The 26,548-nt window shown below is 36.9% G+C and carries 17 protein-coding genes and 1 other annotated feature; of the genes, 13 read left to right on the top strand and 4 right to left on the bottom strand.

Going from position 1 to position 26,548, the window contains the following annotated elements; all coding sequences use genetic code 11:
* Positions 1-26: 26 nt before the first annotated feature.
* The 8 genes from trmL to ACPLVE_RS01450 all read left to right on the top strand — a co-directional run bounded on the left by trmL (position 27) and on the right by ACPLVE_RS01450 (position 7,879).
* Positions 27-497: a tRNA (uridine(34)/cytosine(34)/5-carboxymethylaminomethyluridine(34)-2'-O)-methyltransferase TrmL gene (gene trmL, locus ACPLVE_RS01485; RefSeq protein WP_424609200.1), complete on the top strand. Its 471-nt coding sequence runs from the start codon at positions 27-29 to the stop codon at positions 495-497.
* Between the two features lie 14 nt (positions 498-511).
* Entirely contained in the window at positions 512-1,663 is a 1,152-nt protein-coding gene (locus ACPLVE_RS01480) for a DNA polymerase IV (protein WP_424609198.1), read from the top strand.
* Between the two features lie 24 nt (positions 1,664-1,687).
* Complete coding sequence (locus tag ACPLVE_RS01475; RefSeq protein ID WP_424609196.1) at positions 1,688-3,058, top strand: MATE family efflux transporter; 1,371 nt, start codon at positions 1,688-1,690, stop codon at positions 3,056-3,058.
* 119 nt (positions 3,059-3,177) lie between these two features.
* Positions 3,178-4,737 (top strand): HlyD family efflux transporter periplasmic adaptor subunit, encoded by a 1,560-nt coding sequence (locus tag ACPLVE_RS01470; RefSeq protein ID WP_424609194.1) that lies wholly within the window; start codon positions 3,178-3,180, stop codon positions 4,735-4,737.
* Entirely contained in the window at positions 4,734-5,432 is a 699-nt protein-coding gene (locus ACPLVE_RS01465; protein ID WP_009609996.1) for an ABC transporter ATP-binding protein, read from the top strand. The genes ACPLVE_RS01470 and ACPLVE_RS01465 overlap by 4 nt, the downstream gene beginning before the upstream one ends.
* Positions 5,429-6,604: an ABC transporter permease gene (locus tag ACPLVE_RS01460; RefSeq protein WP_170271808.1), complete on the top strand. Its 1,176-nt coding sequence runs from the start codon at positions 5,429-5,431 to the stop codon at positions 6,602-6,604. Before ACPLVE_RS01465 ends, ACPLVE_RS01460 begins: the two co-directional genes overlap by 4 nt.
* A 71-nt stretch (positions 6,605-6,675) precedes the next feature.
* Positions 6,676-7,074, top strand: coding sequence for a bacteriohemerythrin (locus ACPLVE_RS01455; RefSeq protein WP_031313979.1), 399 nt, complete (start codon positions 6,676-6,678; stop codon positions 7,072-7,074).
* 76 nt (positions 7,075-7,150) lie between these two features.
* Positions 7,151-7,879, top strand: coding sequence for a fumarylacetoacetate hydrolase family protein (locus ACPLVE_RS01450; protein WP_424609191.1), 729 nt, complete (start codon positions 7,151-7,153; stop codon positions 7,877-7,879).
* 2 nt (positions 7,880-7,881) lie between these two features.
* Here the strand turns inward: ACPLVE_RS01450 and ACPLVE_RS01445 are convergent, their stop codons facing one another.
* Positions 7,882-8,931: a DUF1646 family protein gene (locus tag ACPLVE_RS01445; protein WP_424609189.1), complete on the bottom strand. Its 1,050-nt coding sequence runs from the start codon at positions 8,929-8,931 to the stop codon at positions 7,882-7,884.
* Between the two features lie 73 nt (positions 8,932-9,004).
* Positions 9,005-9,059: a sequence feature (sodium ion sensor (DUF1646 type); this cis-regulatory element may regulate processes involved in with the transportation of sodium ions), on the bottom strand.
* A 68-nt stretch (positions 9,060-9,127) separates the two neighbouring features.
* Positions 9,128-10,123 carry a sodium:calcium antiporter gene (locus tag ACPLVE_RS01440; RefSeq protein WP_424609187.1) on the bottom strand — a complete coding sequence of 332 codons (996 nt, stop codon included), beginning with the start codon at positions 10,121-10,123 and terminating at the stop codon, positions 9,128-9,130.
* A gap of 159 nt (positions 10,124-10,282) precedes the next feature.
* On the opposite strand from ACPLVE_RS01440, the gene addB reads away from it, so the two are divergent.
* From addB to ACPLVE_RS01420, 4 genes are read left to right on the top strand one after another with little or no spacing between them, the layout of a single operon-like run.
* Entirely contained in the window at positions 10,283-13,768 is a 3,486-nt protein-coding gene (gene addB / locus ACPLVE_RS01435) for a helicase-exonuclease AddAB subunit AddB (protein WP_424609185.1), read from the top strand.
* Complete coding sequence (gene addA, locus ACPLVE_RS01430; protein ID WP_424609183.1) at positions 13,716-17,324, top strand: helicase-exonuclease AddAB subunit AddA; 3,609 nt, start codon at positions 13,716-13,718, stop codon at positions 17,322-17,324. Before addB ends, addA begins: the two co-directional genes overlap by 53 nt.
* A 10-nt stretch (positions 17,325-17,334) precedes the next feature.
* On the top strand, positions 17,335-18,537 hold the full coding sequence (locus ACPLVE_RS01425) for a metallophosphoesterase family protein (protein WP_424609181.1): 1,203 nt from the start codon (positions 17,335-17,337) through the stop codon (positions 18,535-18,537).
* On the top strand, positions 18,534-22,067 hold the full coding sequence (locus ACPLVE_RS01420; protein WP_424609179.1) for an AAA family ATPase: 3,534 nt from the start codon (positions 18,534-18,536) through the stop codon (positions 22,065-22,067). Before ACPLVE_RS01425 ends, ACPLVE_RS01420 begins: the two co-directional genes overlap by 4 nt.
* A 25-nt stretch (positions 22,068-22,092) precedes the next feature.
* On the opposite strand, the gene ltaE is transcribed toward ACPLVE_RS01420, so the two are convergent.
* Together ltaE and ACPLVE_RS01410 are read right to left on the bottom strand one after the other, a co-directional pair.
* The gene (ltaE, locus tag ACPLVE_RS01415; protein WP_424609435.1) at positions 22,093-23,133 is read right to left on the bottom strand and encodes a low-specificity L-threonine aldolase; all 1,041 of its coding nucleotides are present in this window, start codon (positions 23,131-23,133) and stop codon (positions 22,093-22,095) included.
* A gap of 40 nt (positions 23,134-23,173) precedes the next feature.
* Entirely contained in the window at positions 23,174-24,907 is a 1,734-nt protein-coding gene (locus ACPLVE_RS01410; RefSeq protein WP_424609177.1) for a sigma-54-dependent Fis family transcriptional regulator, read from the bottom strand.
* Positions 24,908-25,150: 243 nt separating this feature from the next.
* Between ACPLVE_RS01410 and ACPLVE_RS01405 the strand changes: the two genes are divergently transcribed.
* Positions 25,151-26,431: a serine dehydratase subunit alpha family protein gene (locus tag ACPLVE_RS01405; protein WP_424609175.1), complete on the top strand. Its 1,281-nt coding sequence runs from the start codon at positions 25,151-25,153 to the stop codon at positions 26,429-26,431.
* Positions 26,432-26,548: the final 117 nt, after the last annotated feature.

Genomic DNA, 26,548 nt, shown 5'->3' with positions numbered 1-26,548 from the left:
AACTTGTGTTTTGGAGGGTTTAATGAATGGCACTTAACGTAGTCCTTGTTGAACCAGAGATTCCCCAGAATACGGGTAATATTGCAAGAACCTGTGTACTTACAGGGAGCAGACTTCACCTTGTAAAACCTTTGGGCTTTAGTATAGATGAGAAAGATGTAAGAAGGGCAGGGCTTGACTATTGGCCTTTACTGGACCTCACGGTATATGAAAACCTTAAGGAGTTTCTGGAAAAGCATAAAGGGAAGAAGTTTTACCTTGCTACTACAAGAGCAAACAAATACTACCATGAAGTCAAATATGAAGATGAAGCTTTTTTGATTTTTGGAAAAGAAACGACAGGCTTGCCTCAGTGGCTCATAGATGAATATTACGAGGACTGTATACGCATACCGATGCACGAGAAAATCCTCTGGAGATCCCTTAATTTATCTAATTCCGTTGCTATAATAGTGTATGAAGCCTTAAGGCAGTTGGGTTTTCCCAATATGAGATGAAATGAGGGAAATTTATGAAAAGAAAGATTATCCATGTTGATATGGACGCTTTCTTTGCGTCCATTGAACAACAGGATAATCCTGAATACAGAGGGAAACCCGTCATTGTTGGAGGATTATCAGGAAGAGGTGTTGTTTCCACATGCTCTTATGAAGCTCGAAAGTACGGGATTCACTCTGCTATGCCAATGTACATGGCAAAAAAACTGTGCCCTCAGGGCATTTTTTTGCCTGTCAGGAGAAAACGATATGAAGAAGTATCAGAACAGATTTTTAAAATCTTATACGACATAACTCCCCTTGTAGAGCCTGTATCTATAGACGAGGCTTATTTAGATGTTACATATGTTGACAAAAATCCTGAAGATATTGCCCTGGAAATAAAGAAGAGAGTAAAGGATGTGACAGGTCTCACTGTTTCTGTAGGCATTTCTTACAACAAATTTCTTGCAAAACTTGCCTCTGACTGGAATAAACCAGATGGTTTAATGGTTATAACAGAGGATATGATTCCGGAAATATTAAAACCTCTTCCTGTTACAAAAGTTCATGGAATAGGAGAAAAATCTGCGGAGAAACTAAGAAGTATAGGAATAGATACGATAGAGGATTTATTAAAACTTTCTCAAGAAGATCTTATAAAGCTTTTTGGGAAAACAGGGGTAGAGATATACAATCGCATTAGGGGTATTGATGAGAGGCCTGTCGAAACTATGAGAGAGGTCAAGTCCATAGGGAAAGAAAAGACTTTGGAAAGAGATACAAAGAGTAAAGAACTGCTAATGCAGTATTTAAAAGAATTTTCTGAGATTGTTTCTGAAGAGCTTATAAAGCAAAGGCTTTATTGTAGAACAGTTACTGTGAAAATTAAAACCGCGGATTTTGCTGTTCACACAAGAAGTAAGACTGTAGATAAATATATGAAGTTTAGTGAAGATATATATAAAATAGCAAAGGAGATATTGGGAAACTGGAAACTAGAGCAATATGTAAGGTTGATAGGACTATCTGTATCCAATTTAAGTCCTATAAAGTACGAGCAATTGTCTTTTTTAGATAAAGGAGTAGTTAAAATTATAAAAGCTGGAAACGTAGTAGAGGAGATAAATAGAAAAATGGGAAAGAAAGTCATAAAAAGAGGGAGTGAACTTCTAAAAGGTGAATAAGGTAAGTAAATAGGGGGGATTGAATTGGAAGCAAAAGAAGAGGAAATGCGAAATGTAGCAAGAGAAGTAATGCAAATTGCCTGGCCTTCGATAGCTGAGCAGATGCTTGTGATGGCAGTAGGGATGATTTCTACCATATTTGTTGGGCGCATAAGCCCTGCCGCCCTTGCCGCTGTAGGGCTTATAAACATGGTTATTTTTTTCTTACAGGCAGTCTTTGCAGGGCTTTCGACGGGTGTTACAGTAGTTGTCGCAAGGCTTGTTGGTGAGCAAGATACAGAAGGAGTTAAGACTGCTACATTGCAGTCTTTTATAATGGCGATTTTTTTGACACTTTTATTTACACTTTTAGGATATGCTTTTGACATTTCTATCATAAAGACTCTATTTGGGAAGATTGAGAGGGATGTTTTTGATTTTGCTATTTTGTATTACAGAATTGCTCTTATAGGTTTTCCTTTTATGGTTGTTGCTCTTATATTAGGAGGAGCATTGAGAGGGGCAGGAGACACAAAAACCCCCATGTATGTTAGTGCAGTTGTAAACATTATAAACCTCATTTTAAACTTTCTTTTAGTTTTTGGAGTGTCTTACGGAGGCGGCTATATAATACCACCTTTTGGTGTTAAAGGAGCTGCTTGGGCTGTGACAATCGCCCGCGTAGCAGGAGGGGTAATTTTAGCTTATTTAATTTATTTTGGCAAAAATCAAGCCAAGATAATTGTGAGGAGTCCTTTTAAATTGGATTTTGATATGATGAAGAGAATTATAAGGATAGGAATTCCTGCCTCTTTAGAGCAGCTGGTGATGCAGGGAGGATTTTTAGTAGTTCAGATAATAGTGTCCACGATGGGCACGACAGCTATAGCTGTCTATCAAATAGGAATGAATGCGAACAGCCTTGCGTTTATGCCAATATTTGGTTTTTCTATTGCGGCTACGGCTTTAGTAGGGAGAAGTCTTGGGGCAGAAGAATTTGATATGGCAGAGACTTATGCTAAAGTTTCAAGAAACATTTCTATCGGTGTTATTTCTGCTATAGGTGTGTTTATGTTTGTTTTTTCCAAGCAGCTTGCAGCGCTTTATACTACCGATCCGGAAGTTATAAGAGTGTCTGCTAGCATTTTAAAAATATTTGCAGTAGTAGAACCCTTTCTTGCAATTATGGTGGTGATGGCGGGAGTATTAAGGGCTGCAGGCGATATATCCTATGTTGTAATCACTACTGTAGTGGGTCTTTGGCTTTTCAGAATTGTGATGGGGTCTTTCTTAGCTAAAAATTTTGGTATGGGTATTTATGGTATATGGATTGGAGTTTTTACAGATTTTATAGTTCGTTCTATAATGTACATTTTTAGGTTTAGAGCAGGAAAGTGGAAGTACATAAAAGTATAAGGGTCCGCTAAAAGTCAGCGGACCTTTTTGCACACAAATTTCTCACATATTTATAATTTTTGTATCATAATTTTCTGCTAGTATATTTACACAAACCTTTCGATTAAAGAGGTGGCAATATGAAAAGGAAGTATGCATACGTAATTGTCGCTATCCTTCTAATTGCAGGTATTGCTACATTTTATTTTCTAAACAAAACCAAAACTTCTACTTCTTCACAGATTCCATACGTAACTGTTACTCGAGGAAACATTTCCATGACAATTACCGGTACAGGTAATTTAACAGGAGATGTGAGAGCGATTACTTTAAAAAACGGAGTTGTAAAAAAGGTGTATTTTAATGTAGGCGATTCAGTCAAAAAAGGTGACCTTTTATATGAACTTGAGGACGATAATTTAAATAATCAGCTGGAACAGGCTAAATTAAATCTTGATTTGGCGACTCAACAATTAAATCAGGACACAAAAAATTACAATAGCGCTGTTGCAAAACTTAGCATCACTTCTCCTGTTGACGGAGTAGTAGAAATTTTGGTAAAAGAAGGCCAAGATGTCACTCCAGGTATGCCAGTTGCAGTAGTTAATGTTAATAAATCTAATGGAAGCGAAGAAGGACAACCTTCTGGTAATAGCGGGACTAATGTCACAGCGCAAGTTTCAGGAACTGTGGAAAAAATATATGTTTCATCAGGGCAGAATGTCAGAAAGGGAGAGGTTTTAATTAAGCTTTCTTCAAGCAATATAAGTGATGCTCAAATACAAAGCGACAAAATAAAAGTAATGCAGGCTCAAAATAACTATAATCAAATTTTAAAGCAGATTGAGAGTTTAAAGATTTATTCTCCAATTGATGGGAAAATATTAAGTCAGAACATAAAAGAAGGAGATGTTCTGGGGAATTTTAGCAGTAACGCAGGCAATAATAATCTCAATGCTTCTTACGTGCAGACAGGTTTTGTGCCTGTTTTGGACATTACACAGCTTTCATCTTATGAGAGCCAGCCAGATACAGCAGTAATCGTAGGCAATTCGGGATATATTGTGAACCTTTCCGTTGATGAGACAGATATTAAGAATATAAAAATAGGTCAAAAGGTCCAGCTTACAACTGATGACTTACCAGGAAAGGTATTTAGTGGAACGGTATCTCAAGTATCACAGTTGCCAACTATACAGAATGGCGTTGCATCGTACAATGTAACTATACAGGTAGACCCGAGTGAGGATCTAATGCTTGGTATGTCAATGGATGTAGCTATTACAGTTGCAGAAAAAAACGATGTTTTACTCCTCCCTATACAGGCAGTACAGACGCTGGGAAATAGACAGTATGTGATACTCTATACAGATGATATGAAAGATCAAAATCTTTCTGATGCCAATGCCAATAATATGAGGAACTTGTTTAGAAATAATATAAGGTTTATAGAAACAGGAATTCACAACAACAATTTTGTAGAAATAGTAAGTGGACTGCAGGAAGGCGACAGGGTGTTAATTCCTTTGAACTCCTCTTTGGCTAATAGTAACAATAGAAATCCCCAAGGCTTTAATTTTATGATGAGGCCACAGGGAGGATTCAATAGAAATACTGAAAGGCCGAGTGGAAGCTTTCAAGGAGGAAGCTTTAACAGGTCATGGCAGAACAACTCTTCCTCAGGGGGCAATAATAGATGAATAGTGATAAAGTACTGATAAAAATGAGAAATTTAACAAAAATTTATAGAATCGGGCAGAATGAAGTAAGGGCATTAGATGGAATAGATTTGGATATCCGGGAAGGTGAATTTGTTTCAATTGTAGGACAGTCGGGCTCAGGTAAGACGACATTGATGAACATAATAGGTTGTCTTGATACGAAGACATCTGGTGAATATTTCCTTAATGGTATTGATACAAGTAAGCTTACTGATAATCAGCTGGCAGATTTGAGATGCAGTGAAATAGGGTTTGTATTTCAAAACTTCAATTTGCTGCAGAGGATGACTGCTTTAGAAAATGTAGAACTGCCTATGATATACAAAGGTGTTCCTGCAAAGGAGAGAAGAGAGAGAGCAGAGATGCTTTTAGAGCTTGTAGGGCTTAAAGACAGGATGAAGCACAGGCCCAATGAACTTTCAGGGGGTCAGCAGCAGAGGGTTGCTATAGCTAGAGCACTGGCTAATAATCCTCGTATAATTTTAGCAGATGAGCCTACAGGGAATTTAGATTCAAAAAGTGGAAATGAGATAATGAAAATAATAACTGAATTGAATGAAAGAGGTAATACAGTGGTGGTTGTCACTCACGACCCAAATATAGCAGCTCAGGCAAAGAGGATAGTGAGAATAAAAGATGGGCGCATTCTAGGGGATGAGGTGAAGGCGCAGTGAGATATGTACAGGCATTGAAAATTGCTATAAGGAGTATCCTTAGCAATAAGTTAAGGTCGTTTTTGACAATGTTGGGAATCATAATAGGTGTTACAGCTGTGATAGCGTTGGTCAGCATAGGGCAGGGTTCTACAAAGAGTGTAACTTCCCAAATTCAGAGCATGGGGTCAAACCTCATAATGGTGAGTGTTATGGGACGCGGATCTCAAGCGTCTCTCACTTATGAGCAAGCGATGACATTAAAAGATGGGAATTATATAAAAGCGGTTTCACCTGTCATCTCTTCAAATGTCACTGCTAAGTACGGCAACAATTCAGTAGATTCTGTTATGGTAAATGGAGTAAATAGTGATTACCAGGCAATTCGCAGCATACAGGTAGCTGAAGGAAGATTTATTTCGCCAATGGATGATGAGGGAAGAAATAAAGTTGCGGTTTTAGGGCACAATGTTGCGACAGAATTGTTTGGGTTTACAGATCCAGTTGGGAAAACTATAAAATTAAACGGTCAGGCTTTTACAGTAGTTGGAGTTTTAGCATTAAAAGGATCTTCAATTGCAGGTTCAGACGATGACGCAATATTTATTCCAATAAAGACGATGTTTTATTTCGCAAAAAATAAAAATATAAGGCAAATATATATTGGGGCGTCAAATCCTGATACTGTAGAAATAGCCAAAAATATGATAAATAATCACCTGTTGGAGGTTTTTAAAGGCGATACCAGTGCTTTTAGGATAATTGACCAGTCACAGATTTTATCAACGGTAAATAGTGTTACTACTACGCTGAGTTTACTTCTTGGAGGAATTGCTGGGATTTCACTTTTAGTCGGTGGAATTGGAATAATGAATATAATGCTTGTATCGGTTACAGAAAGAACGAGAGAGATAGGGATAAGAAAAGCATTAGGGGCAAAAAAGAGAGATATTCTTCTACAGTTCATTATTGAATCTTTAACTTTAAGTGGGTTGGGTGGAATATTGGGAATTATAGCAGGATATATTTTAGCAGTGACTTTAGGGAAGGCTATGAATATAGATGCAAACCCTACTTTGAGCACGATTTTGATATCTTTTTCTTTTTCAGTTTTGGTGGGACTTTTCTTTGGCGTGTATCCTGCGAATAAGGCTGCTAATCTCAATCCAATTGAGGCTTTACGGTATGAATAATTTTTATTGATTTTTTGTCGAAAAAGATTTAAAATTGAATCGACAGTTTTTATAGGGGAGGAAATTAGATGATAAAGTGGACCGAGTCCCTGTCAATAGGCAACGAAACTATAGATAGTCAGCACAAAGAGCTCATACGGAAGATAAATGATGTCTTGGAAGCCTGCAATAGGCAGCAGGGGAAAGAGAAGGTAGTAGAAGTGATGCAATTTCTCAAAGATTATACTGTAAAACATTTTAAAGATGAAGAAAATCTTATGAAAAAATATCAGTATCCTATGTATGAAGAGCATAAGAAAATTCATGAAGACCTTGTTAAAAAAGTAGAAGATCTAGATGAAAGAATAAAAAGAGAAGGAGTTAGTCTTTCGGTTGTAATGACCGTTAACAAAACCCTTGTAGACTGGTTTGTCAATCATATAAACAAAGAAGATAAAAAAGTAGGTGAATATATAAAAAACCGAAAATAAGCCTTTTTAGGCTATTTTTTTATTATCTTTTTTATGGTAAAATACTATTCAAATCTATTTAAAGGGGGAACGTTGTATGAAGATTGTGAGAGTGGATAAAGAACCTGACAGTTATGGTATCCTGGAAAACGGCAAGGTCATCTTATTGAAGGAAGGGGAAACTTTTTTATATAGATTAAATGAAATAAAACTTCTTCCTCCCTGTATTCCTTCTAAGGCTATATGCGTAGGTTTAAATTATAAAGACCACATAGAAGAGATGGGGGATAAAATTCCAGAGGAACCCACCTTATTTATAAAACCTTCCACTGCAGTAATTGGGCCTGATGATTACATAATTCTTCCTGAAATGTCTCGAAGGGTGGATTATGAAGGAGAATTGGCTGTTGTCATAGGAAGAAAAGCTAAAAATGTTTCTATAGAGGAAGCAAAAAATTACATACTTGGCTATACTATAGCAAATGATGTGACAGCAAGAGATCTGCAGGCAAAAGATGGCCAGTGGACAAGAGCCAAGTCTTTTGATACCTTTCTGCCTATAGGGCCTTGGATTGTGACAGACCTAGACCCTACTTCTTTAAATATAACTACATATGTAAACGGGGAAGTAAAGCAAAAGAGCAATACAAAGTATTTGATATTTGATGTATTTAAGCTTGTGAGTTTTATATCTCATATAATGACTCTAAACCCGGGAGATGTCATATTGACTGGCACTCCTTCAGGTGTTGGGCCCTTAAAGGCAGGAGATGTTGTGACAATTGAAATAGAGGGAATAGGGAAGCTGACAAATAGAGTAAAATAAAATCAAATTACAAAAAGGACAATAAAATATATAATCAACCCGATTAAAGATAGAGGAATTCCTACCAAAGCCCATTCGCGGCTTTTTATGTTAAGCTTTCCTGCAGATATGATATTGGGTATGTTTCCGGGGATTAACATGCCGCCACTTATTAAAAGCCCCATCAATATTGCTCGGATTTGTTCTGTTGTCATGTGAGGAGAAATTTCGGCTGCTGCCAGTGTTGCGTTGTCAAGCACCGCAGATAGCATGTTTATCCAGTACAAAAGTCGGCTATCAAGATGAATTATATAATTGTCAATAACAGGTTTAAATCCTGCACCTAAAAGTTCCAATGCCAGGATAAAGATAAAAATTTTGAAGGTTTGGATAAAGATAAATTGAAATTTCTCGATTTTTCTAATTTCTTCTGCTTCTTTCATATAATTTTCTTCTATAATGAGACTACTTTTCTCTAATTTATTAATGTAGAATAGACCCAAAAAGCCCAGAACCAATATAGCTGGTATGATGTAAATGCCTAAGGTAGTAAAAAGGTAAAGGAAGCTTTCATTTAATTTTGAAGTGGCTATTGTAGCTAAAGGTTCTCCAATTGGTGTTAGTGCAGCTCCCATCCCTATTGAAAGAGAAGCGATGACGGTAATCACCACTTTGTCTTTGTGTTTTAATGGCAACAGGTGAATTATTTCCACTAATATTATTGAGGCTATTATGGCTGTGATTATACTGGCTGTTAAACCGAGGATGACAATTACCAAAAATACGAATATTTTGAGGGGAATACGAGCTATTGTTATTTCTATAAGCGTTTTAAATTTATCTTTAAATATTTCAAATAAAAGCCCTGATAAAAATACAGCTACTGTTATTAAATACAAAAGATGATTTTTAAATATGTGAGCTATCAGGTCATAAGAAAATGCTCCTGATACAAATGCTGCAGCAACCCCCATTGAAAAAAGAAAATATTCGATGTTGTGCTCTATATACTTGTTTACCAGAGGCAAAATTAGAATCATCAATAATATTACTAAGAGTGCAGCAATGACCACAATACATCCTCCTTTTATATTATTATTTGTATTATTTTGTAAAATAAAAAGTGGAAAACTCACCTTTAAGATGAGCTTCCCACCCAAGAAGCCCGAAGTTCTTGAACAAGTCATAAGACTTGCCAACCGCAAAGGTCTTTTAGTTTACAGGTTAGATTGTATCATGCAAACCTTGCTCGTGTCAATATAAGTAGAGTTAATGAATTATACTTAATAAAAATACCATGTAAAGTATACCGCCACTCATTAGTATAAAAGGGCTTATCGACTTTTTCACATTTATCCATAATAGGTTTAAAGTAGCAGAAGTTAATGCTAAAGTTGCGCTTAAAAAAGCCGTTCCTGTTATATTCCATGGGGTAAGCAAAATCCCTATAATAACTGGAATAGATGATTGAAAAACCATTGCACCCGTTATATTCCCAAGTGCGAGAGTATCTTTTTTTTGTCCTACCCATACTATTGAATTGAACTTTTCAGGCAATTCTGTTGCAATAGGTGTTATTATAATAGAAAGTATTAAAGGCGATACCCCCATTAAATAGGAAAGGTCCCTTACGTAAGCTACAAACAGATGAGAACTAAAGATTATGCCAAAAAGTGAGATGATTAGCTGAATTACTATCAAGGGCAAAGAGGAAGGTACACTAAAAATCCTCGAGAATAGAAGCTCCTCTACGTTTTCTTCGACTTTGCTTCCTCCATTAAAGGTGGCTCTTACATAAAGGAGATACATAAAAAGCAGAACTACAACTGAGATGATTCGTACCTCGTTGAACTGATTAAACACAGAAGTAAATATTGCCAGTGTATATATCAGTATAAAATACTGTAAATCCCGTCTGAAGACATTGGGGTCTGCATTCATTTTAAGACTTCTTTTACTTGCAGATGAATAAATTATTACTGCAGCTCCTGTCATCAAAAACCCCAGTGTTGAAAGCATGAAAGGTGCTCCCAAAATTGCTCCCGTGGCGATTTGACTTGCTTCTTTTCCGCTGTAAAAAACAATGGCAATAATAGGAATGATTGTTTCAGGAAGGGCAGTTCCCACAGCTGCTAAAATACTTCCCACTACTCCTTGGTTTAAATTTAATTTTTTCCCCATCCATTCTACTGAATTTGTGAAAAAAATGCAGGAGATTAGTATAAAGACAAGGCTTAAAATCAGCATTGTGATATCCGCTGCCATTTCTACACTCCTTTGTTAAGCTTTTTGATTTCTCAATGAGATATTGTATCACAAAAAAATAAAATAATTCAACAGGTAAAAAGAATGGTATAATTATAGTCAGAAGATAAGCAAGGGATTTCCTTGCTTTTTAGCATGTAAAACTTAGGAGCTGATTATATGGGCCTAAGACTTGTTTATGGCAGGGCAGGAAGTGGAAAGACCCATTTCTGTCTTGAAGAAATAAAATGTAAATTAAACGATGGTTCTAACCATCTTCTCATACTGCTTGTTCCCGAACAATTTACCTTTGAGGCGGAAAAATCTCTTCTTAATACAGTTGAAAAAGATGAGAAAATGAGGGCACAAGTTTTAAGTTTCAAAACGCTGGCAAACAGGGTTTTTGTAGAAGTTGGAGGACTTGCTCGTCAACACATCAAGGCTTGCGGGAAATCCATGGTTATATATAAGATTTTAGAAGAGAAAAAGGAAAAACTCAAAGTGTATTCCAAAGCATCCAGGCAGCAGGGTTTTGTAAAAAAAATCTCCGAGACTATAACTGAATTTAAAAGGTTCGACATCAAACCTTTCGATCTAATTGAGGCCAGCAAGAAGGTAGACAGGTTGGGGTTAAGAGAGAAGGTTGAGGATTTAGCTTTGATATATTCTTCTTTTGAAGATATGATTTACAAAAGCTACATAGATGAGGAAGATGAGTTAGACCTTCTGGCTAAAAAGCTGGATAAGTCTTCGCAATATGAGGGAGCGGAGTTTTGGATCGATGGTTTTACAGGATTTACTCCAAAACAGTATAAAATAATAGAAAAGCTTTTAAAAAAAGCCTCAAGAGTTACTATAACCCTTACTCTAGACCCTTCACTGGATTCTTTAATAGACCCTACTCACGTTTTTTATACTACAAAAAAGACAGAAGAAAAGTTGATTAAAATATGTGAAAAGAACGGAATTCCAGTGGAACCCCCTGTAAATCTTAACAAGGGAGTGCCAATGAGATTTAGAGAAAATAAAGAACTGGCTTTTTTAGAAAAGAATCTATTTTCGCATCCTTACGAGGTTTATGGTGAAGAGACGGAAAGGGTAACTATTTTCAAGGCAACAAACATGTATAGTGAAGTAGAGGAAATAGCTCGCGATATAATTAGATTGGTGAGGGATAGGCATATAAGGTATTCCGATATTGTGGTAGCTACAAAGGACCTAAAAAGATATTACAAGCTTGCAAAAGCCGTATTTTCCCATTACGGTATTCCCCATTTTATCGATTTAAAGATAAATATAACGAATAATCCCATCATAGTATATGTAATGTCCATTTTTGAAATATACTTGAAAAATTGGTCTTATGATTCTGTTTTTCGATATTTAAAAACAGGTTTTACTGAGATAGATAAAGAGGACATAAGCCTTTTAGAGAATTACGTATTAGCAAATGGCATAAAAGGTGCTAAATGGAAGGAAAAATGGGAATACAGGATAGACTATAAAACTGACAGCCTTTTGATGGAGGAGAGAGAGAAGCAGATTATAAAGAGAGTAAATGAAGTAAGAGAGAATGTATATTTGCCCTTAGAGAAATTTTACAAGAGATTTTCTCAATCAAGGGATGTAAAAGAAGCTTGTGAAGTTCTCTATGATTTTTTGGTGGATAATAAGTTACCTGAGAAGATAGAGAAGCTCATAGAAGACTTTAAAAGAAGAGGAGAATTTAGCACGGCAAACCAGTACGCTCAGGTTTGGGATATAGTGGTAGATGTGCTTGACCAAATGGTGGAGGTTTTAGGAGAAGAAAAAATTTCCCTGGAGCAGTTTGCCCGCATACTTTCCATAGGTTTTGATGAGTATCAGATTGCAAGCATTCCACCTGCATTAGATGAAGTTTTAGTGACAAGTGTGGACAGGATGAAGAGTCATAACAGCAAAGTCCTTTACCTTCTTGGTGTAAATGACGGAATATTTCCGACTTCCTTCTTTGAAGAAGGTATATTTTCGGACGAAGAGAGAAACATGCTTTCTTCTTTGAACCTCGAACTTGACAGGGATACAAGAGCTAAGGCTTTTGAAGAACAGTTTTTAGTATATACGGCTTTGACTTCTGCTAGTGAGTTTTTAAAAATTAGCTATCCTATTGCAGACCATGAAGGGAGGAGTCTTAGACCCTCTATAATAATTTCTCGTTTAAAAAGGATATTTCCCAAAATAAAGATTAGTACAAACATTGTAGAGCTAGATACAGAGGAAGAAAATCTCAATCGGATAACGGTTCCTCTTCCCACTTTCAATGAAATGATTAAATCTTTCAAAAAATGGAATATAACAGAAAAGATTCACCCTGTCTGGCTGGAAGTCTATAGGTGGTACAGTAAAAAAGAAGAATGGAATAAAAAATTAGAAAAAGCTTTAAAAGGTTTTACCTATGACAATCAAACAAAAAGGATTTCTCCTGAGAAGATAAAAAAGCTTTATGGGGAAGAAATGGAGTTTAGTGTGTCAAGGCTTGAGAAGTACGCTGCGTGTCCTTTTTCCTATTTTGTTCAATATGGTCTTAAAGCGAAAGAAAGAAAAGTTTACGGTTTTGAACCTCCTGACCTTGGGATTTTCATGCACAGCGTGTTGGATGAAGTTGCTAAGGCTTTAGAAAAGGAGGAATTAAGCTGGCAGGAGATCGATGAGAAGTGGTGCGAAGAAGCTGTCGATATAATTGTGGAAGACATGATAAATAAAATTCCAGGTTATATTCTAAAAAGCAGTCCCAGATATCTTTATCTTGCGAATAGACTCAAAAGAGTGCTTTCTAAAGCCGTTTGGATAATTTCCGAACACATAAAAAGAGGTTCTTTTACGCCTCTGGGGCATGAAGTGGCTTTTGGTGAAAATCAAAAATATCCTCCTATAAAGATTGTGCTTTCAAATGGAGAGGAGATAAAGCTTATAGGTAGAATCGACAGAGTAGATGTTCTTGAAAAAGAGGAAGAAGCTTACGTGAGGATAATAGATTATAAATCAGGAGATAAAACTTTAGAACTTTCAGATGTGCTTTATGGATTAGAACTTCAGCTTCTCGTTTATCTTGATGCAATTTTAGAAAGTGCCTTTGATGGGAAAGAAAAAATATACCCTGCAGGGGTGTTTTACTTCAAGATAGATGACCCTATTGTGAGGGCTGATAGGGACATTTCTGATGATGAGCTTTACAGGGAAATCATGAAGAGGTTGCGTTTAGAAGGATTTGTGCTAAAGAGGGTAGACATAATAAGGGAAATGGATAAATTCATGGAAGGGACCTCATATGTGGTTCCGGCTTCTATAAACAAGGATGGTGCTATTGGAAAGAACACAAAGGGATTGACAGGAGAACAATTTGATATTTTAAGAAGATTTGTAAAGAAGAAAAGCAAAAAGCTGGCAGAGGAGATGTTAAAAGGAGAGATTTCCATTTCTCCTTACAAAAAAGAAAGAGAAACTGCCTGTCAGTATTGCCCTTATTCTTCTATTTGCAAATTCGAAACTAATTTTAGCGGTAATGATTACCGAAGAATAGAGAACAGGAGAGAAGAGGACCTTTGGAGCATTTTTGAAGAGGAAGTGAAAGAAGATGGAAGTCAGGTGGACGGAAGAACAGAAGGAAGCAATAACGACGAGGGGTAAGAATATTTTAGTGGCGGCAGCAGCTGGTTCAGGGAAAACAGCAGTGTTAGTAGAGAGGATTATAAATATTGTGACGGATCCAGAAAAACCTGTAGACATAGATAGATTACTGGTCGTCACCTTTACCAATGCAGCTGCTTCTGAGATGAGAGAAAGAATTGCAGAAAGGTTGATTTCTCTTCTTGACGATAACCCAGGAGACAAAAGATTGGCTGACCAACTTACACTTCTTAATAAAGCTACTGTCACGACAATTCACTCTTTTTGCTTAGATGTGGTGCGAAAACATTTCTTTTTGCTGGACTTGGACCCCAATTTCAGGGTAGGAGATGATACAGAGACTTTGCTTTTGAAAATAGAGGCGGTGGAAGAGCTCTTTGAGGAGCTGTATGAGAAAAATGATGAGGGATTCCTCCTTCTTGTAGAAAGCTATGGCGGGACAAAAGGAGACCAATACCTTCAGGATGTACTTCTGAAGCTTTATGGATTTATAAGGTCTTTACCATGGCCTGAGAAGTGGCTGAATGATGTGCTCGAGGCTTTCGAGGTGAAACAAGACTTCTCTTTTGAAGATTCCAAATGGGCGGAAGTGATACTAGACAGCATAAAAGTAGAAATTTTAGGACTTTTAAATGGAATGAGTGCCGCGATTGAAAGAATAAAAGGGGAAAGAGGATTAGAGGGCTATCTTTCGCTTTTTCAATCAGAGGCACATCATCTAGAAGAGTTAATTGATTCAAAAAGCTGGAATGAATTCAAGGGAAAAATAGAAGCAATCTCTTTTGAAAGGCTCCCGAGGGCTGGCAAGGAAGCCGATGTAGAAGTAAAGGAAGAAGTCAGGAAATTAAGAGAGGACGTAAAAAAACGGATAAAGGGAATAAGAGATAAGTTTTTTATAGATGAAGAAAAAGAAATTAAAAGTGAAATAAGGAAATTATATCCTGTCATGGAGGCTTTGGTGAAATTGATTTTGCTGTTTGATAAAAAATATGCGGAAAAGAAAAGAGAAAAAGGCCTGATAGATTTTGAGGATATAGAACATTTTGCTCTAAGAATTTTGAATAATGAAGAAGTAGTTTCTTACTACAGGGAAAAGTTTGAAGAGATATTCATAGATGAATACCAAGATTCAAGCTTGATACAGGAAGCTATACTGAGTTTGATTGCAAGAAATGATCCGCCAAACAGGTTTATGGTGGGAGATGTGAAACAGAGCATATATAGGTTTAGACAGGCTAATCCGTATATATTTTTTGAAAAATACGTGAATTATTCTTCAGAAGGAGAAAACAAGAGGATACTTCTTTATAAAAATTTTAGGAGTAGAAGAGAGGTCATAGATGCTGTAAATTTTATATTTGAAAAGATAATGTCAAAAAGCATAGGAGAAATAGACTATTCAGAGGAGGAAAAATTAAATTACGGGGCAATTTATGAGAATAATCCTTTGGATAGCGAAAGGCCTGTAGAAGTCCACTTGATAGAGAGAGAAAGAGAAGAGGAATTTGAAGAAGATGAGGAAATCTTGGATGATATGCAAATGGAAGCCCGTGTTGTTGGGGAGAGGATAAAGGCGCTTTTTAAAGAAGGTTTTGAGGTGTATGATAAAGAAATTGGTAGATACAGGCCTGTTGAATATAGAGACATTTGTGTGCTTTTAAGAGCCACTGAAAAATGGGCTTATACCTTTGAAGAGGAATTTGTAAAGATGGGAATCCCTGTTTTCGCAGATACTAACGTTGGCTACTTTGATACTGCAGAAATAAAGACAATTCTTTCTCTTCTGCAGGTCATAGACAATCCAATGCAGGACATACCTCTTTTGGCAGTATTGAGGTCTCCTATATTTTCTTTTACCGAAGAAGAGCTTGTCGATATAAGATTGGAAGATGTTGATGGAACTATATATGAAGCCTTAAAAAAAGTTTCGTTAAGGGAAGATGAACTGGGGGAAAAGGTGAGAAATTTTTTGAATTTGCTGAAAAAGTGGCAAGAAAAGTCAATCTACACGCCTGTAGATGAGTTTTTATGGTACTTGTATGAGGAGACCGGCTTTTACTCCTATGTAGGGGCTATGCCCCAAGGAGTAGAAAGGCAGGCTAATTTAAGGGTGCTTTTTGAAAGGGCTAAAGAATATGAAGAGACAAGCTTTAAAGGACTTTTTAATTTTGTCAACTTCATAAATCGATTGAAAAAGACGAGTGCAGATATGGGAAGTGCTAAAGTGGTGGGAGAGAATGAAAATGTTGTGAGAATAATGAGTATACACAAAAGTAAAGGCCTGGAGTTTCCTGTTGTAGTAGTAGCTGGTTTAGGGAAACATTTCAACACAAGGGATTTAAACGAAAAGATTCTTTATCACCATTTTTTAGGAATCGGTCCTGAGTTTGTAGATTACAGGAGAAGGATTTCATATCCCAGCGTAGTAAAAGAAGCTATAAAATACAAGATAAAGTTAGAAAATCTTTCCGAAGAAATGAGAGTTTTGTATGTGGCTTTGACACGGGCTAAAGAAAAACTTGTTTTAGTAGGAAGCGTAAAGGACATAAGAGAAAGAGTGAACAGATGGAGTAAGGCGCGATTTATTGGCAAAAAGATCTCTGAATATGATGTATTAAATAGTAAAAGTTATATAGATTGGATAGGGACTGCTATAATAAGGCATCCTGATTTGAAGCCTTTGAGAGACTTTGCTGGTATTCTGCTTGAGGAGGAGCCGGACTCTTCTAAGTGGGAGGTGAAGATTTGGGATAAAAAAGGAATTATAGGTGAGAAAAAAAAGGAGGAAGGTATAAAGGTCATAGAGAAATTAAAAGCAGTTAATATGGAAGAGACTGAGTCAGAATTTAAGAAAGAAGTTGAGAGAAGGCTTAATTACGTATATCCTTATGAAAAGTCCAGCAGACTTCCTGCAAAACTCTCTGTTACAGAAATAAAAAGGATTCTAAACGATGAAGTCATAGATGAAGAGACTACTTCTATCTTTGAGAGAAAAGTCTTAAAGACTCCTCTCTTTTTAGAAAAAAAGAAGGGATTAACCCCTGCTGAAAGGGGAATAGCCCTGCATCTTGTAATGCAGAAACTCGACCTTTTAAAAGATTTATCCTACCGGGGAATAAAAGAGCAGATAGAGAATATGGTAAAGGAAGAGATTCTGACAGAGGAACAAGCAAGAGAAGTAGATGCTCGTAAGATAGAGAAATTTTTCAAGACGCCTCTTGGCAAAAGACTTCTTGGGGCTAAGGAGGTAAAAAGAGAAGTTCCTTTTCACCTGAAAGTGAAAAGCAGAGAGATTTATAAAGAGCTTCCCGAAGAGTATGAGGATGAATATATACAGGTTCAGGGTATTATCGATTGTTTCTTTGAAGAAGAGGGTGGTTTGGTTTTAATCGACTATAAGACGGATTATGTTGAAAAAGAAGGGCTAGAGGAGATAAAGAATAAATACAAGGTTCAAATAGAACTGTATTCAAAGGCATTGGAGACTATAACAGGCAAAACAGTGAAAGAAAAGTATGTGTATCTATTTTTCAATGACACAATTATAAAGTATTAAGGGTGATAAAATGCGCATCTTGCACACTTCAGATTGGCATTTAGGGAAAACGCTTGAAAATTTTTCAAGGTTTGAGGAACAAGAGAAATTTTTAGATGACTTTGTGAGAATGGCAGAAGAATATGATGTGGATATGGTGATAATTGCAGGAGACATATACGATTCCTCAAATCCCCCTGCAAAAGCAGAAATGCTTTTTTACAACACCTTAAAAAGGCTTGCTAACGGGGAAAGAGTGATTATCGCAATTGCAGGGAATCATGATAATCCAGACAGACTTTCTGCTGCAAGTCCCCTTGCTTATGAACAAGGGGTAATACTATTGGGTTCTATTAAAATTGTTGTGCCAACAGGAGATTTTGGGAGTTTTAAGGTTTTGAATTCTGGGGAAGGCTTTTTTGAGGTAGAGATAAAAGGGGAAAGGGCTGTTGTAATAGCCCTTCCCTATCCCAGCGAGAAGAGGCTTAATGAGATTTTTTCCGAAAGCATTGAGGAGGAAGAGAGGCAGAAAAGTTATTCTGAAAGAGTTGGAGAACTTTTTAAAGAGCTTTCAAAAAATTACAGAGAAGATACTATAAACATAGCTGTTTCACACATTTATGTAGCAGGAGGAGAGGAAGCAGGCTCAGAAAGGCCTATTCAGCTGGGAGGGAGTTTTACTGTGGAGTTGAAGCATCTTCCTGAAAAAGCACAGTACATTGCTTTGGGTCACCTTCACAAGCCTCAGAGAATATCAAAAGAGTTGCCAGTTTACTATTCCGGTTCTCCTCTTCAGTACAGCAAAAGCGAAATAAATCAATCTAAATGTGCGTATCTTGTGGAGTTAAAAGCAGGGGGAAAGGCTCATGTAAAAGAGATTTATTTTAAAAATTATAAACCCATTGAGGTTATAAGATGCGATGGTATTGAGGAAGCTCTAAAAATTTGTGAGGAGTATAAAGACAAGAATATTTGGGCTTATTTCGAAATAAAGACAGAATCTCCTCTTCCTTCCTCACAGATAAGGGAAATGAAAAGGCTCATGCCCGATATAGTAGAGATAAGACCAATTCTTCCGGAAGAAGAAGAGCTCCCTGAAGAAATTGAAGTGGAAGAGAAAGATATAAGAGAGCTTTTTCAAGAGTTTTATCTGAAGGAAAAGAAAGTTCCTCCTTCACAAGAGATCGTGGAACTTTTTATGAGCATAATTGGGAAAGAGGATGAAGAGGTATGAAGCCTATTAGGCTTAAAATTTCGGGTCTTAACAGTTTTGTGGAAGAACAGGTAATAGATTTTGAAAGGCTGACTGAAAAGGGCCTTTTTGGTATATTTGGACCTACAGGAAGTGGCAAATCTACTATAATAGATGCTATTACCCTTTCTATGTACGGAAAGATTCCAAGAAACAGCAAGGACTTTATAAATACTGAGTCCATTTCCACTTCTGTGGTATATGAATTTGAAATAGGAGTAGGGACTGAAAAAAGGAGGTACATAGTAGAGAGAAACATAAAAAAAGATTTAAGAAATGGCGGATACAAGACTACTTTGGCAAGGCTGAGAGAGATAACCGCAGAAGGAGAAAAAGTGCTGGCAGAGAAAGAAAGAGAGGTTCATCAGAAAATAATAGAAATAATAGGGCTTACAGCAGAGGACTTTACCAGATCTGTAGTACTCCCTCAGGGGAAATTTAGCGAATTTTTGAAATTAAGTGGGCGAGAAAGAAGAGACATGCTGGAAAGAATTTTTGGTTTGGAAAAGTACGGGAATGATTTAATGGAAAAGATTAGAAGGACAAAAAACGAGAAGGCTTTGCTTCTCGGTATGTTAAATGGTGAGCTTTCTCGCTATGAGGGTGTTACAAAAGATGCTTTAAAAGAAGCGTTAGACAAATTAGAACTTATTAAAGAAGAAGAAAAAAATTTGAGCGCAGAAAGAGAAGAGCTTTTAAAAGAGAGAGAAAAATTGAAAGAGATATGGGAAAGGCAAAAGGAGTTAAACCAGTTTTTAGAGAAAAAGAGATTGTTAGATGAAAAAGCCTCTGAAATAGAGGTAAAAAGAAGAAAAATTGAGAAGGCAAAAAAATCCCTTTCTGTAAAGCCATATATAGACTCTGTAGAAGAAACAGAAAAAAAGCTTTTATTGAACAAGAAAGAACTAGAAAAACACGCTAAAGAGTTGGAGGAAGTGAGTGCAGAGCTTCAAAAGATAGAGAAAGATTACGAAATAACTTTTAGGGAAAAAGAAGAGAAAATTCCTCTTCTTATTGAGAAAGAGGAAAGGCTCAAAAGAGCTATTCAGATCAGAGATGAGGTACAAAGGCTATCTGAAGAAAGAGAAAAGCTTTTGACAGAGTATAAAAACTTAGAAAGCAATATTAAAAGGTTAGAAGAAGAAAAGGAAAAATTATTTCTTTCCATAGAAAACTTGAAGAAGAATATAGCAGAAAAGGAAGAGAAGATTGTAAGCATAAGGATTAGTACAGAAGAGAAGGAGAATGTATTTAAAGCGTTTGAGCTTGAGAAAGAGTTTGAAAGGGTCAAAAGAGAAAGAGAGGAAAAGGCTCACAAGATTGAAGAGCTAGAAAAACTTGTAGAAAAGCAGAAGAGAGAGCACGAGAGGATAAAGGTGGAACTTACTGAAAAAGACGAAGAATTACAAAAAGAGGAAAGCAGTTTCAACTTTCTTGAAGTTAGGAAACCTCTTTCAAGTGAAGAGCTCTTCAATTTCCAAAAAGAACTGGAGTTAAAGAGGTTAAAGCTTATAGAAGCTCAAAGGAATAAAGAATTAGAAGAAAAGCTTAAAAAGACTTTAAAAGAAGTTTTAGAGGAGAAAGAAAAGCTTGTAGGTGAGTTAGAAAAAACTGAGAGAGAATATGTAGAAAAAGGTAAAGCGCTGGATGCTTTGCAGAAAGAGATTGAAGAGATTGTCAGGAAGAACATGGCGGGAGAATTGGCAGAAGGCTTGAAAGAGGGAATGCCTTGCCCCGTATGCGGATCTTTTCACCACATAAATCTGGCAAAGAAAGTGGACGAGAAGTTGATTGAGGAGAAAAAGAAGCTAGAAAGGGATTTAAGAACTGAAAGGGAAATTTTACAAGAAAAGCTCATTATGCTAAAAAGTCAGCTTTCAGGATTTACAGCAAAAGAAGAGATTTCAAAGACTGAGCTTGAAAAAGCGAAGGAAAATTTAAGGGGCATTGATTTAGAAATTTTGAGAAAAGAAATAGAAGAGATGGAGGTAAAATTTAAAGAAGAAAAGGAAAAATTGGAGGACTGGGAGAAAGAAAAGGAGGAGAAGGAGAAAGTCCTTAAGAGATTGAAAGAAGAAAAAGGACAGCTTGCATTGGAAGAAGCTCGCATAAAAGAGAGGTTGCAAAAGGATTTAAAGCTTCTTGAGGAGTATAGACTCTCTTTTGAAGGGATTGAAAGGGAATACCAGAGTCTATTGAAAGAATTAGAAAATTGGAAAGAAAAGTTGGGGTATGCGAACTTTTCAGAAAAAGTAGAGGAAATCAATCGGAAAGAAAAATTGATTGAAAAACTAAGAGAAGAAGTAGAGTCCTTAAAAAAGAATTTAGAAGAATTAAACATTAAAAGAGAAAAAGTGTTAGAAGACCTCAACCAGTTGATAGTGAGGAAGACACAGGTAGTAGAAGTAGGGAAGGAAAAAAGAAGCGTTTTAGAGAAGATGCAAAAAGAACTCGATTCGTATTCTGAAGGGAAAGACGTAAAAAAGTATTTGGAAGAAGTTCAGAAGGAAAGAGCGGAAATTCTGCAGAGGGAGAGCTTTTTAAAAAATAGGCTGGAAGAGGAGAGAAGAAAAAAGCAGGAAATAGAAAGCAAAAAGATATCCACTTTGGAAAATCAAATTTTATTGACCAACATGTTGAAGGAGCAAATAAAAAAATTGGAACTTTCGCTGTCGAAAGAGGGCTTTAAGACAAAGGAAGAGGCTTTAAGTTTTGTGATTAGCAGTGAAGAGATGAGTGAAATTGAAATAGAAGTAAAAAGATTTGAAAATGAATACACTTCTCTGGTTGCGAATATAGAAAGATTGGAAGGGTTTCTTAAGGGAAGGCAAATTGAAGAGGAGCATTGGAACAGATTAGAGGAAAGGATTAGAGAGTTGGAGGAGATTTTGACGGGCAAAAGAAAAGAAATTGGCGCTGCAGAAAAGGCTATTCATGATATGAAGGAAAACCTGAAGAAGGTAGAAGAGTTGACCAAAAAGAAAAAAGAGTTGGAACACGTAATAGACATGCTGGAAGAACTAGACAAATTATTCCAGGGCAATAAATTTGTGGATTTCATCGCATCAAAACAGCTCAAATACATTACTTTTTCCGCTTCAAAAAGGCTTAAAGAAATAAGCAGAGGCAGGTACGCACTAGAGATTGATTCTGAAAATAATTTTGTAATGAGGGATGACTTCAATGGCGGTGTAAGGCGTTCTGTTGATACTTTATCTGGTGGAGAGACCTTTTTGACTTCTTTATCACTTGCTTTAGCTCTTTCTTCCCACATACAGTTAAAAGGAAAAGCACCTTTAGAATTTTTCTTCCTTGATGAGGGATTTGGGAGCCTTGATTCAGAACTTCTTGACGTAGTTATGACATCACTGGAAAGGCTGAAAAAAGATAAAATGGTAGTTGGCATAATAAGCCATGTAGAAGAACTCAAAGACAGGGTTCCTGTCAAGCTCATAGTGACGCCTCCAACTGTTTCAGGAGAGGGAAGCAAAGTGAGGATAGAGTATACCTAAAAAGAGAGGGGGGGTTACCCTCTCTTTAATGCTTTTCTCTTATCACCTTTTCAATTGCACTCAAGGCCTTCTTTACATCTTCTTTAGTTATGTAATAGTGAGTCACAAATCTTACTGAAAAGTCATCTCCTCCATTTACTAAAACGCCGTGTTCTTTTAACTTTAGAGAAAATTTCCTTCCTGTCATTCCAGTGCCAGAAATATCAGTCATTACTATGTTAGTTTGCACTGTTTCCATGTCAAGGTCTATCCCGGGGATGTTTTTCAGACCTTCGGCCAGAAGCCTTGCATTGTCATGGTCTTCTTGAAGCCTTTTTGTCATTTTTTCAAGGGCTACGATGCCAGCAGCAGCGATGAAACCTGCCTGCCTCATTCCTCCTCCCAGCATCTTGCGGTATTTCCTCGCTCTTCCAATAAATTCCTTTGTTCCGACGACGATAGACCCTATAGGGGCACATAACCCTTTTGAAAGGCAGAACATAACGCTGTCGGCGTACTTTGCAATTTCTTTTACATCTACTTTAAGATATGTCGCGGCGTTAAATATTCTGGCGCCGTCCAGATGTACAGGTATTCCATGCTTTTGTGCGATTTCATATATCTTTTTCATGACTTCAATTGGAGTCACAGTGCCACCTGCTCTATTGTGTGTGTTTTCAAGGCAGATTAGGCTTGTCTCAGGAAAGTGTATGTTTTTAGGCCTTATAGCTTTTTCTACGTCTTCCGGATTTAAAACTCCTTTATTGCCCTTCAAAGTTTTTGCCTGTACTCCAGCGAGATAGCCTATCCCTCCAACTTCATAGGTTATTATATGGGAATTTTCCTCTAGTATGATTTCTTCTCCTGGATGAGTGTGAGTCATTATTGAGACTTGGTTCCCTTGAGTTCCGCTGGTCACAAGCATTGCTGCTTCTTTTCCTAGCATTTCTGCTGCCATTTCTTCAAGTTTTCTCACAGTAGGGTCTTCTCCGTATACGTCATCGCCCACTTCAGCTTTGTACATGGCTTCTCTCATCTCAGGAGTGGGCTGGGTTACTGTGTCGCTTCTTAGGTCAATATATTTCATTTGTCCATATCCCCCTTTTTGTTTTTCTATCTTCATTGTATCACTCTTCTGCCATTTTTCTATATAAAGTGGCAATGCTTATGCCTAATTTTTTTGCTATCAGTTTTTTGCTTTCAACGTCACTTCCGTACCTTAACATATACTCTTTTATCACATTCTTTTCATAATTTTTTACCATTTCAGCAAGTGTCTTGCCTTCTTCAAGTGTTTTTCTGTAAAGCCTCTGATTTATTGTTTCGGGTGATATGTAATCTTTACTTTCGAAGTTGACTGCATACTCTATCAAATTTCTAAGTTCCCTTATATTTCCGGGGAAAGGATAACTTAAAAGCAGTTTCTCACTTTCTTTTGAAAAGCCTTTTATATTTTTTCCATAGATTTTATTAAACTTTTCCAGAAAATAGTTTGCCAGTATAATTATGTCGTACCCTCTTTCTCTAAGAGGCGGAATTACAATTGGCACTACATTTAAGCGGTAAAATAAGTCTTCTCTAAATTTTCCCTCTAAAACCATCTGATACAGGTCTTTATGAGTGGCGGAGATTATTCGAGGATTTACCTTTATTGGAGTATATCCACCTATTCTTACAATTTCTTTTTCTTCTAAGGCTCTGAGAAGTTTTACCTGCATAGAGAGGGGCAAGTCTCCTATTTCATCGAGAAAAATTGTACCGTCCTTTGCGAGCTCAAATTTCCCGATTTTCCCTGTCACATTTGCTCCTGTAAAGGACCCCTTTTCATATCCGAAAAGTTCGCTTTCAATAAGGGTTTCGGGGATGGCACCACAGTTTATTGGCATGAATATTTCATTTTTGCGACTGCTTTGAAAGTGTATTGCTCTGGCAAACAATTCTTTTCCTGTTCCACTTTCTCCTAAAAGAAGCACAGGGATCTCCGAATCCGCAATTTGAATTGCCTGACTTTTTGCATACTTTATTGCATCACTTTCTCCTACTATATCGTCAAAAGTCACAATTTCAGACATTTTAGAGGCTTTGTAGACTGATTCCTGCATTTTTGAAAAGTCAGAAAATACAAGGACGGTGCCTACGGACTTTCCTTTCAATAAAATAGGAGAAGAATTTATTACAAACTTGCTTCCTTTAATCTCTAAAGGGCCTACTTCTCCCTCAAAGTTTTTCTTTTCTAATTCTTGTAATATTTTTACAGGGAAAATAGACTTTACAGGAGTCTTCTCTGAAACGTTTAACTTTTCCTTTAAATATTTGTTTACTGTCACCATTCTGTTTTGGCTATCAAGTATTATTATTCCTTCGTTTATGGAGTTTACGAGAGTCATGAGCTCTGAGGAACGGTACTCTATCATGACGCCCAATTTTTTCTCATTTATCTTGGTAGTGATGAGTTCGCTAAATCTTTTTTCGAAATTTTTAAAGTCTTCCTGTTTGTTTAAAAATTCTATTTTTGTATCTTCGTTAAAGATTGACATTCCCAAGATTCCTATTATTTTTTCACCATTTCTTATGGGTATGCAAAGTTCCAATTCTTCTTTGCAATTTTTCTGTTCCTCACAAGAAGAACAGATCGGGTGTTTTCCAGGATTTACTATCAGGTATTGGTGACCTGTCTTTAAGGCCTTTTCAAAAGCAGAATTTTTTGGAGCGTATCTTCCGATTTTTTCTTTAAAAGGGCCTGTCCCCGCAATTCTCTTTAATTTTTCATCTACAATCGTGACATCCACGTTTGTTATGGCTTTTATGGTTTCTGCTATGCTCTGCAAATCATTTTTTATTTCTTCTAAAATGTTGTCCATAATGATTCCCCCACGTAAACAGGCTTTTATTATACTATACCACAATTTTATCAAAAGTGATAAATATTTTTTATAATTGAGAACCAAAGAAATTTTGTAATGGGGAACAAAAGGCTAAAAAACGTTTACCGTTATCATAAATGAGAAACATACTTTTTTGAAGGCTTATTTTCGGGGGAAAATTTGTGGTACAAAAATTGCGTAATAAAGATATGGGTAAATAATAATTTTGGAGTGGTTACTATGAGACAAGACCTTTTAATATTAACAGAAATTTTAAAGGCGAATGTTGCACCTGCTCTGGGCTGTACAGAGCCTGGAGCCGTGGCTTATGCTGTCTCAAAAGCTAAAGAGATTTTAGGGGAGAAGCCACAGGAAGTGTTTGTTGCAGTAGATAGGGATATTTTAAAAAATGGAATGTTTGTTTCTATTCCTGGCACAAAGGAAAAGGGCCTTGTTTTTGCTGCTGCACTGGCACTTGTCTGTGGAAAATCTGAATATAAACTGGAGGCTTTAAGAGAAGCGACAGAAGAAGATATAAAGAAAGCTCACGAAATAGTAAATAAAAAAGCTGTAAAGATTGTTCTTGACAAAGATGCAGAGGGACTTTATATAAAAGCCTCTGTCGTAGGAGATAAACACAGAGCCACTGTCATAGTAAAGAATGCTCATGACAATATTGTATATGAGGAAAGAGATGGAGTTGTGCTAAAAGCAGAGGAGGAGAATTTAAAGGAGGACAAGTCCTGGCTTAAACTGAAAATTAAAGAATTCACAATAGAGGATTTTATAGACTACTGCGATACGGTGGATTTTAAAGAGATTGAATTTATAGGCGAAGGAATAGAAATGAACAAAAAGATAGCTTACGCAGGGCTGAATGAAGAGGTAGGAGTAGGTATTGGAAAGATATTAAAAAGGCAGATAAGAGATGAAGAATCTCTGGCAAAAGCTTTAACAGCAGCCGCTTCAGAGGCGAGAATGTCTGGATATCCCCTTCCAGTTATGAGCAGTGCTGGTTCCGGGAATCACGGGCTTGTGGCGATACTGCCAATCGCTATCATAGGTGAAGAAAGGGGTTATGACAGGGAGAAAATTATAAGAGCTATAACGTTAAGCCATCTTTTAACTGCCTATGTTAAAGCCTATATAGGTGTTTTGTCTCCTATATGTGGTTGTGGAGTTGCAGCAGGTGTGGGGATGAGCGCAGGTCTAACTTATTTGCTAGGGGCTACCAGAAAACAGATAAAAGGATCAGTAAACAACATGCTGGCGGGGCTTTCGGGGATGATATGCGATGGGGCCAAAGTAGGATGTGCGTATAAGCTCTCCATTTCGGTAACAGCGGCATTAGAGGCGTCAAAATTCGCTATTAATGATATATTCATTCCTTCTGACAATGGAATTTTAGGTGATACAGCAGAAGAGAGCATAAAGAACTTGGGGAAAATTTCTGTTGAGGGTATGAAAGATACAGATGATGTAATTCTTGAAATAATGTTGGACAAAGCGAAACGGGCTTGAAATCTTCCAGACTGTTGACAAAATAAAGAAGTGGCATTTTGTGTGTAAATGCGACTTGTTGCCAAAGCGGTAACTAAACTTGGCGAACTTGAGGAGCGAAGGCGGGGCGAGCGAAGC

This window comes from Caldanaerobacter sp. (assembly GCF_049701115.1).
Lineage (GTDB): Bacteria > Bacillota > Thermoanaerobacteria > Thermoanaerobacterales > Thermoanaerobacteraceae > Thermoanaerobacter.
Note: the sequence above shows the minus strand (reverse complement) of the source record. Positions and strands in the feature narration are given on the sequence as shown.